This window comes from Methylocucumis oryzae, from assembly GCF_000963695.1.
GTDB lineage: Bacteria > Pseudomonadota > Gammaproteobacteria > Methylococcales > Methylomonadaceae > Methylovulum > Methylovulum oryzae.
Window position 1 is genome coordinate 1 of sequence record NZ_LAJX01000320.1, and the last position, 7,009, is coordinate 7,009.

Sequence of the window (7,009 nt, forward strand, 5' to 3'; positions counted from 1 at the left end):
GGCAGTAGGGATGCTGCCAACTAGCCTACAAGGATGTATACTCTGAACGGTCAAATTTTTTTTTTTTTTTTTTTTTTCGGTTTTTTTGAGTGRGGTAGCTGTGCGTACCATTAAAAAATCGTAATAAAATCAAATAAAAAGGTACGCGTAGCGTACCCTACAGCGAGCTGTAATAACCGAAAACTTAACCGTTTAAAGTATATATAAGGCGATTGTTTAGCTTTATCGGCTGTGGGTAACGGGATAAGGTGATATAGAATTAGTGCCTATCCGATCCTTAAAGTCAGCGAGAGGCATTTTCCAAGGCTGTTACTCGAGTCATTACCGAGACCGTCAGGGCAGACTGTAAGGTGATACATAGTGGAACTTGGTTTCGCCTTCAAGGTATTGACAATATTTACAGACAAGAATGTTCCAAAACAAGGTTTCAAAAACCTAACAGTCAAAGTACAGCTTAAATACGCCGACCATGAAAAGCAAAGAAGTGCCGATGACCCTAGACGAGTATATGAATCTAGCTCAGCCCTTCGGCTACAAAGTTGAATATTGGGATGGCAAAGCGGTTTACACACCTAGAGAATGCGACATCAATACTCGGCTAATGCTTACACCACTAGCCGTGACCACGCCTTATTGCCTGCAAAAAAGTCGATGCCGCCAATAAAACTGAAATAATTGACGCATTTTTTACCGTATTCAATGATTCGGTCGAATTTTGTAACTGGGAAGAATCCGACCTGGCAGAATTTGCCGAAACCCGCATCAATGACTATTTTAAAGGTCAGCGCGGTACGCCACATCCGGCCTCAGTGCTAGCCTTATCCCCTGACAACGGCGAACTGGCTGGTCTGTTGTTGATTTGTGACGATAAAAGTGGAATAAACTTAGACTTGCTTTTCGTCACGCCCCAACACCAACGGCAAAAACTGGCAACGAATATGCTTATCTTTGCCAGCAACCAACTCCATGCCGCAGGCATTAAAGAACTCACCAGCTGCTACCACATCTGCAACGAAGCCAGCCGACAGTGGCATCAAGCAATGGGCTTTATAGATAGTTATGACGATTATTACCTACGGCTGAAATATGCACACTTACGCAACGAAGTCATACGACGAGAAAAACTAGCCTTGCTTGATGGTATGGCTGCGCTGATTGCCGAGCGCGATGATTGGCTTGGTAGGTTAAATGGCTATGAAAATCTTGCTGGATAAACTCCATCGCCTAGGGATTTAGATTGAAGTGTGGTGTTCCCGGTGCTGGCAAAAGACTTCAGACTTTAGTTATATTTTTGCATCCATTATCATGTGCTTAGCACAAATTCGAGCATCCCTTCCGTCCATATCAAAAGCCGAAATGCCAAACCTCTACCATCTTACCAGCAAACAAATCGCAGCATGGGCAACGACCAAAGCAGCTCAAAACTATTTACCGAAATTAATCCGTTTGCTAATTCACGCAGTGACAAAACCAAGCAAGTGCGATTTTCCCGCAGGCGACTCGACCAGCTCACCAGGTTGGGATGGAGAGTTGTATTGTGAGGAAGACACTGCCTGGACTCCAAGTGGGCAGAGTTATTGGGAATTAAGCTGCGAAGCGAAACCAACCAACAAAGCCAATCGGGATTGTTTGAAACGCACTGAACAAACTCCTGAGAAAACCCGCCAGCAGTCTACGCTAGTAAGTGTGACAGCTCGCAAATGGACTCAAAAGAACAAGTGGCTTAAACATAAACTCGAATTAGGCGAGTGGCGAGCAATCCGTGCTTTTGATGCAGGCGATCTTGAACAATGGCTGGAACAATGTCCTGCCGTGGCCTTACAATTTGCCGAAGAACTGGAAATAACGGGCTGGGAAGTTGAAAGCATCAGCAAATATTGGCAATCTTGGTCGGTTCAAGCATCGCCCAAAATTACGGTTGATGCTTTTCATGCCAGCCGTGAGGCTTCGCAAGAACAATTACTCAAGCAGCTAAAAAACAACTTTTCCTCCAACCAAGCCAGTTTGTTGAACATCAAAGCCGATAGCACTGAAGAAGCAATCGCTTTTGTATGCTCAGTTCTGCATGGGCATGACGACTTGGCGGCAGTCAGTTTAGTAGTGACTGATCCAGCAGGTTGGCGTTTTGTCGATAAGCACCCGTCGTTAAAAATAGCGATTGCCGCTAGACCAGAAATCGCTAAAACACCGTCAAAACGTAATGGTTTGACGGTTATTATTCCCAGTGGATATTCGCCGAGTTCCAACCAAACCCAAAATATTGAAATAAACGTTGAAAGGCCAGACATATACCAATTTGAAAAAGCACTCATTTCATTAGGGTTTAACGAAGGCGAAGCCCATCGGATAGCGTTAAACACCGGCCGTTCTTGGTCAGTTTATCGGCGACGTTTTGCAGAAAATGCGGCAATCCGTTGTCCTGCTTGGTTGAACACGCCACAAGCTAACGCATTAGCGACTGTCTGCTTGTTAGGTTCGTGGTTGGATAGCCAAGCCGCAGATAAAGATTTTGTTTCTTCGCTAGCAGACCGCGCTTACCAAGAAGTGGAAAAGGATCTGCGTTATCTTGCTCAACTAGACGATGCACCGGTGCTAAAAAATTGGTGACGTTTGGCGAGCAAAATCGGCGCATGAGTTGTTAGATTTGTTTGCTGAACGTATTACCAGTGATGAATTGAATCGCTTTTTTGAATTGAGCTTGCCAATACTTGCTACACCCGCTCCAGAACTGGAGTTGCCCAATGAACAACGCTATGCCGCACAAATTTATAACAAAGTGCGTCCTCATTCCGGTTTATTACTGGAATCACTATGCGACAGCTTGATTAAGCTAGCAGTTGCTGGCCCACAATTAACCAAGCTTAGAGATGCCCATATTGAAAGCCGTATAAACAAGCTAGTACGCGAATTATTGTACAAAGCAGATGGCGTTCGCTGGTTGTCGTTATCATCCTGGCTGCCATCCTTAGCAGAAGCTGCACCAACCTGCTTCCTTGAAGCAATAGAATGGAGCCTACAGCAGCCGGATATACCCGTAAGCCGTTTAATTACTGAAAGTGGCGGTTCTAGTTTTACAGGGTGTTGTTGGCACGCTGGTTTACTTTGGGCTTTGGAAACTTTGGCTTGGTCACCTAAACAATTTCCACGAGTTGCCCTCATTTTGGCAAAACTGGCGCATGTGCCGATTCCAGGTAATTGGGGCAACTCACCAAAGAAAAGCTTGCTAGGCTTGTTCAGATCTTGGTTACCACAAACTGCCGCCTCAATCGAACAGCGTATTGCTACCTTGGACATGCTAATTAATAAGGAACCGGAGATAGCTTTTAATTTGTTGGATTCACTAGTTAACACTTATCCAGATACTGCAACGCCTGCGAGCCGCCCTAAATGGCGTAACGATGATGCTGGATTTGGGCGCGGCGTCACTCATGAGGATTATCAAAAAATGCAAGTGGCAGCGGCAGATCGCTTGCTAACACTTGCTGCAATGCAGCCACTACGAATCGTTTGTTTATTAGAGAAAATATCGATTTTTGATGAGGAATACACTGAGAAAACATTGGATCTACTTAAGCCTTATGCCAATCAAGATGCCCCGGATGAAGACAAAGAGCTTATCCGAAACGCCTTAAGGTGCTCAATACATCGGGATCGAAACTACTCAGATAAAGACGAAGAAACTCTTGATAAAGAGTTAAACGTTATAGAACAACTTTATCAATGTCTGGAACCACGAGATTTGCTTATTCGCCATCGCTGGTTGTTTGCTCATGCTTGGCCTCATATCCATCAGAGAGTAAAGGGGCTTAATTTAGATAAGCAGACTGAAATTGTTACACAATTGCGCTTCGATGCAATAAAAGAAATTCACTTTGCACTTGGCTTGGATGGAATTGAGAAGTTTACAGCATTATGTGGCGATTCTTATTGGGTTGGCGTCACTGTGGCTGGATTGGATATTGCCGAAGATAAACTGGTCAAATGGATATTCGATAAAAGCGGCGACTTTGCCGCTGAAAATCCATTCACACGAGCGGTAAATGGCTTGCTTAACCGTTTTGATTGCTCTAAGGCATTAACAATAACCGCCTCTGTTATTGATCTAGGAAAAATCAGTGGTTGGGACGCAAATACTATTGCACAGTTTTTGTTGCTTGCCCCGCTTTGTATTGAGGCTTGGAAAACAGTGGAAAATTATGGTCACGAAGTTATCAATGCCTATTGGTCAGCTTTTCCATCCACTTATTGGGGGCGTGACGAAAATACCTTAGATTTTGTTTTGCAACACTTATTGGCAGTTAATCGCCCTCGTTCGGCTCTACAAATTTGCCAATTTGACTTTCATAAATCTGATGCGGCTTTAATTGCTGAAATGTTAGAGCGATTCCTTCACGGTGAAGAATCCGATGGGCCGCTGTTGGATTCTTATCGTATTGGCGAAGCCTTAGAATATTTACAAACCTCACCAATCATAAACAAAGCTCAGCTATTGCGTTTGGAGTTCGCGTTTTTCCCTGCTTTGGGCTATGGTCATGAACAGCAGGCTAAAACCTTGTATGAAGGAATAATGTCTGACCCGGCACTATTTACTCAGTTGCTTTGTATTTTGTATAAACCACTTAGTGACGAACATAAACACGCCCTTACTGAAGTCGAAAAAGCAACAGCCGAAACCGCATGGCAGGTACTTCGGGCATGCAAACGATTGCCAGGCTTGCTAACAGATGGAAGCATTGATCCACAAATATTCACTGAATTTATCGACAGGACGCGTGAACTTTGTAGAGCAGAAGATCGACTTGAGGTCTGCGATTCAACGCTAGGTGAAATTTTGGCTTACGCACCTCAAGGTCAGGACAATATCTGGCCTTGCCAGCCTGTTCGTGATTATCTTGACCGTAACGAATTGGTAGGGATGCGGTATGGCTTTTTAATCGGCTTAAGAAACAAACGGGGCGTAACCATGCGTTTACCCGATGAAGGTGGCGGCCAAGAACGCAGCCTTGCCGATTATTACCGGCAACAAGCGCAAGCGTTGTCCTACACACATATTAACCTTGCTGCGACTTTAGAAAATTTAGCTAGCGATTATGAATGGGATGGACAACGCGAAGATGTGGATGCGAGCTTGCAAAAAGAAAGATTTTGATAACGCTAAGGATGTTTTAATTGTCTCGCTAAAAAAAGCAAATGACGAGCCATTGAGATGTAAGCTCATGCTTTGCATAATGTATTTGTGCTGTGCTTAGTCAGTTTTAAGTTATTGAAAACTCAAGCCACTTTAGTTTCATAATGCAATTGATTCTGTTCGGCCAATTTTTTATGGATATTGCCTGGACTCAGCTCTAAACCATTACGCCAACATAATGCGCCCAATTCCAAGAAAAATTGTTTAAAGTATTGTTCATCCGCTAGAGGTAAAACCAATTCTGTTTGTTTGGCAATCAAGGGTTGTAAATCATAATCGCCATACGAATGGTCAGAAAAATACAGCCGCAAAACTTTTTCCTGTAAATAGTGTACCTGGGTGATTTTAATCATTGTCTGCTCCTACAATAAGGAATAACTGGCATTTGATGTTCTGATTATTTGTTAAAAACCTTTTCTATCAACATGTTGTATAAACTTGCCAGTTTACAATAACTGAGGCAAGTAATGATTTAACCCCAAATACCCTTCATCTGCAACACAAAGCCTGCTAACAACGGCTCACCTGAGACTTCTCCTGGATTATTCAGAATTTGAACCGGGGCATTAGGTTGGTAAATGTAAACTTTTTTTGTCGTTGACATCGAGCAACCAGCCTAGCGATGCACCGTTTTCGATGTATTCGGCCATTTTGGTTTGTAATTTGGCGAGTGAATCGGATGCCGAACGGAGTTCAACGACAAAATCAGGACAAATGGGGGCGAATTTTTTGCGTTGTTCGACGGGTATGGCGAGCCATCTGTCCCGTTTTATCCAAGACAAATCCGGCGAGCGTTTAGCACCGTTGGGCAGAATAAAGCCGGTTGATGAGTCGAAACTTTTGCCGGTACCGTCTGCCCTTGCCCATATACCAAAATCTACACTTAATTCAAAATTTATCGCGCCTGTTTCGCTATAGGTAGGTGACATAATGGTAATTTCTCCAAACTTATCCATTTCAATCCGCAAGTCTCTATGTCGCTGACAGAAATCGGCAAACTCATCGTCATTCATCGGTTTCAGCAAATCGCCAAAATCTATTTCCAGTATTTCGGAAGGATAGATTAAAAGCGTTGAGCTTTTACACTTAGTCGCAGTTGAGGTAATCATAACGCTCTCTTTCAATTGGATTTACTACTCTTCTTGGGTTGGGCTATCGCACTTGACAGCAATCGCTACGATGACAGCCATGGCTGTCATCGGCAAGCGTATCGATTGTAAAGCTTACACCACCCACACCCCATCAACCGCTAACCCGGTGTTACTTAAACTGTCCACGGTTACGCCGATTAACTGCACCAACGTATCTTTAGTACCGCCGTCTTGGAAGACATAGGCATCGCCATCAAGGTTAGCAACAACGGTTACACCTTTTTTCGTGATGTTTGCGCTTAAATACGCCAACATATCGGTTAAATCGCTGGCGGTTAAACTAAGTGCTGTGGTGAACGCATCATTATCATCAAAAGTAATGACGCCATTTTCGATATGGTGGCTTTTAATAATGCCTTTATCGACGCCATTCACCGACGCGGCATTGGCGGCAATAGTTTTTGACGCTAAATCTAGCTTATCGACGCCGGTTGTGGTCGTGGTATTCACACCGAGTGCAAAGCCCGTGACTCTATCAAACCCGGTGCTTAAGCTTTCGCCTGCCGCTATTTTAATGGTATCGGTTGCCGCAACAGTTTCGGTGAGGTTAATGCTGTCTGCGCCAGCTCCGCCGATTAACACATCGCTAGCATTACCACCGGTTAATGTATCGTTACCTGAACCGCCATTTAACGTATTGGCGCTGGCATTGCCTATCAACGTGTTGGCT

Annotated in this window: 6 protein-coding genes and 1 pseudogene; 4 read left to right on the top strand and 3 right to left on the bottom strand. The window is 44.0% G+C overall.

The genetic code is table 11. From position 1 onward, the window contains the following. The first annotated feature begins 469 nt into the window (after window positions 1-469). The 4 genes from VZ94_RS25645 to VZ94_RS20980 all read left to right on the top strand — a co-directional run bounded on the left by VZ94_RS25645 (window position 470) and on the right by VZ94_RS20980 (window position 5,149). Window positions 470-664 carry a hypothetical protein gene (locus tag VZ94_RS25645; protein ID WP_131655671.1) on the top strand — a complete coding sequence of 65 codons (195 nt, stop codon included), beginning with the start codon at window positions 470-472 and terminating at the stop codon, window positions 662-664. Window positions 665-674: 10 nt separating this feature from the next. Beyond that, window positions 675-1,214, top strand: coding sequence for a GNAT family N-acetyltransferase (locus tag VZ94_RS20970; RefSeq protein WP_338040567.1), 540 nt, complete (start codon window positions 675-677; stop codon window positions 1,212-1,214). Between the two features lie 142 nt (window positions 1,215-1,356). Further along, window positions 1,357-2,607 carry a hypothetical protein gene (locus tag VZ94_RS20975; protein WP_045780736.1) on the top strand — a complete coding sequence of 417 codons (1,251 nt, stop codon included), beginning with the start codon at window positions 1,357-1,359 and terminating at the stop codon, window positions 2,605-2,607. 502 nt (window positions 2,608-3,109) lie between these two features. Continuing rightward, a complete protein-coding gene (locus tag VZ94_RS20980) occupies window positions 3,110-5,149 on the top strand; it encodes a hypothetical protein (RefSeq protein WP_131655672.1) in 2,040 nt (679 codons plus the stop codon). A 122-nt stretch (window positions 5,150-5,271) separates the two neighbouring features. Here the strand turns inward: VZ94_RS20980 and VZ94_RS20985 are convergent, their stop codons facing one another. The 3 genes and pseudogenes from VZ94_RS20985 to VZ94_RS26295 form a co-directional block, all read right to left on the bottom strand. Then, window positions 5,272-5,541, bottom strand: coding sequence for a DUF2442 domain-containing protein (locus tag VZ94_RS20985; protein WP_045780738.1), 270 nt, complete (start codon window positions 5,539-5,541; stop codon window positions 5,272-5,274). 213 nt (window positions 5,542-5,754) lie between these two features. After that, window positions 5,755-6,297: a Uma2 family endonuclease gene (locus VZ94_RS20990; RefSeq protein ID WP_204369238.1), complete on the bottom strand. Its 543-nt coding sequence runs from the start codon at window positions 6,295-6,297 to the stop codon at window positions 5,755-5,757. A 114-nt stretch (window positions 6,298-6,411) separates the two neighbouring features. Beyond that, window positions 6,412-7,009: pseudogene (locus tag VZ94_RS26295) on the bottom strand (hypothetical protein); the annotation flags it as partial.